The 2,385-nt window shown below is 63.7% G+C and carries 3 protein-coding genes; 1 reads left to right on the forward strand and 2 read right to left on the reverse strand.

The features are described from left to right. Positions 1-166: 166 nt before the first annotated feature. Together AUV07_RS03140 and AUV07_RS17490 are read right to left on the reverse strand one after the other, a co-directional pair. Positions 167-853, reverse strand: coding sequence for an SOS response-associated peptidase (locus AUV07_RS03140; protein ID WP_231868184.1), 687 nt, complete (start codon positions 851-853; stop codon positions 167-169). A 160-nt stretch (positions 854-1,013) separates the two neighbouring features. Beyond that, positions 1,014-1,739: a hypothetical protein gene (locus tag AUV07_RS17490; protein WP_157523889.1), complete on the reverse strand. Its 726-nt coding sequence runs from the start codon at positions 1,737-1,739 to the stop codon at positions 1,014-1,016. Between the two features lie 120 nt (positions 1,740-1,859). Here AUV07_RS17490 and AUV07_RS03145 point away from each other — a divergent pair, with 120 nt between their 5' ends. After that, positions 1,860-2,180 carry a hypothetical protein gene (locus AUV07_RS03145; protein WP_157523891.1) on the forward strand — a complete coding sequence of 107 codons (321 nt, stop codon included), beginning with the start codon at positions 1,860-1,862 and terminating at the stop codon, positions 2,178-2,180. Positions 2,181-2,385 lie beyond the last annotated feature (205 nt).

Raw genomic sequence — 2,385 nt, forward strand, 5'->3', positions numbered from 1 at the left:
AGAAACGCCCGCCAGCGCGTCCAACGCACGTCGGCAAACCGCCCGTGTCCCCGGCGGAACCGGGCCAGGAACTTGACCGCGGCGTCGCGTGGGCTGAGCAGTCGAGTGCCGATCTCGAGTCCTGGGCAGCCGCCGTGCCAGTAGGTCGGTGCGGATGTCATGGGGCTTACTGCGGCAGGGGCTCGAGGAGCTCGGGACCGTTGGCACGGATGCCGAACGGGGCGACGGCGTCGAACTCGAGGCCGGATGCCTCGGCGACGCCGGCGTGCACGGCCTCGTCGACGAGGCCCTGGTCGCCGACGAGGGACGGATCGAGCCAGTGCAGCCACATGTGCTCGGGGAGGATGACGGGGTTGCGATCGTGGATGCCAGCGAGGGTCTGCACGGCATCCGATGTGACGATGGTCGCGGTGAGCACCCAGCGGTCGGGGTCGTCGTCAGGCTTGGTGCGGTCGGGCCACCAGGAGTAGAGACCGGCGAGGCCGAGGAGCTCGCTGTGCGGGTCGTGGATGAACCAGGGCTGCTTGGAGCCCTTCTCCCCCGTCCACTCGTAGAATCCGCGAGCGAGGATGATCGCTCGTTGGGTCTGCAGCGGCTTACGCCAGGTGCTCTTGCTGGTCAGCGTCTCGGCGCGGGCGTTGAACGTCGGGTACTTGAGCTTGAGGGTGTCGCTCCATGCCGGCACGAGGGACCAGTGCGCCTGCTCGAAGCGGAGCTCGCCGGTTTTCGCGGAGTCGATGAGCATGGGGATCCGCTGTGTCGGTGCGATGTTGTAGTTGGCTTCCCAGTCGGCGCGCCAGTCCTCGGGCTTGCGGCCGGTGCGCGTGACGAAATCGGTGATCTCTTCGTTCACCCTACCGGTGCAGAGATTTATTTGGTTGCGCATTGTTCGCCCAGCCTGCGGGTTGAAATGGTTGAAGCAACTCAGATGCTTGACGACATCAGGCTGGTCGCCAAGCATCTGAGTTGGTCTGCTCACCGGACAGTTAGTACTCGCAGGTGATACTCGTGAATCAGATCCAGTCGCACGGGACCACGAAGTTCTGCGAGTCGACGATCGGACCGAACTGGACGCTTCGCACCATGGGGTAGGCGATCATGTCATATCGCCGCTCGTTGGAGTTCGCACAAGTGTGGAACTGGGAGACGCTCTTGACCATGTCGTAGGCGGATCCGGGGGCGCTTGCGCTACCAGTCTCTTCCTGCCAGCAGAACGGACCGGTACACCCGTCCCGAAGGACGATTTTCAGGCTGTGCACGTAGACGTTGTTGGTCCCCGAGCAGTAGTTGCTCCCACCCCAATAGAGCTGCCCATTGAGTTTCGCGATGTCGACGAAGTTCCCGGCACAGTAGGTGCCCGAAGACCATTGTGCTGCTACGTCTCCCTTGGGGCCCTTCACCTTGTCGGGCAGAGTGTAGACGTAGTCGCCATCTTCGTAGAAGTAGAAGGTGGCGCCCTGCTTGTCCTTCTCGACTGAGACGACTTGCCCTTCGAGTCCGATGGCCGCGAGTTCGGTGGGATTGATGGGTGGCTGGGGTGCATCCGGGCCTGAGTGGATGATCTCGCCACCGAGGACGTGCAGCGCTCTGGCGCCGTTCGTCGGCTCCGTCCCCGGTGTCGGTGCTGGTGAATCCGTCGCGGGCGGTGCGGGTGGCGCCTCAGCTGTCGCCGCTAGGGGCGTCGCTGACAACAAGCCAACAATCCCGAGCGCGGCGATGACTTTGTGAATGGTACGCATTTGTTCTCCGATCGATATGTGCATAAGGTCCCCCGCGACTGGATACTGCCCACCCGGTAACGTGAGGCCTTCCTCCCCGTGGGTGGTATGCTCGCACATCACCTCTTCGGAAGGCGACAGATGAGTGAAGAATCATCCGCAGGCCGAGCGCTCCGTTTCATGCGTGAACGATCCGTGCGCTCGTTACGGGACGCGTTAGTCGCCGCCCGTGACGTGGATGCGTTGATCGCTCAGGCGGCCGCGACGGGGCTCACTTCTCATGAGATCGCCGAGGTCTTGTCAGTGACACTTGACGTCGCGCAACGCCTCGAAGCCGGTCAGTTCACTTTCGCCGAGTTCCTTGTTCGCAGTGCGGAGGCCAACGGTTTCCGCACCGATGACGAGCGCCCGACCCGCCGCGCTTCCTTTGACGCGAGCCGCGTCGATCCCGGAAAGCCATAGAGGGATGAGGGTCTGCTGCGCCGGTGGGTTGCGTCGGCGGCGATGCCCACGACATCATGTTGGTCGGCATGGCAGCTCGAGCGTCAACGGCAGTCGACGTGCTCCATCACCTTAGGACGCTCGCCGCGGTCAAGTTCCTGGCCCGGTTCCGCCGGGGACACGGGCGGTTTGCCGACGTGCGTTGGACGCGCTGGCGGGCGTTTCT

Origin of the sequence: Microbacterium sp. CH1, assembly GCF_001595495.1 — a bacterium.
Lineage (GTDB): Bacteria > Actinomycetota > Actinomycetes > Actinomycetales > Microbacteriaceae > Microbacterium.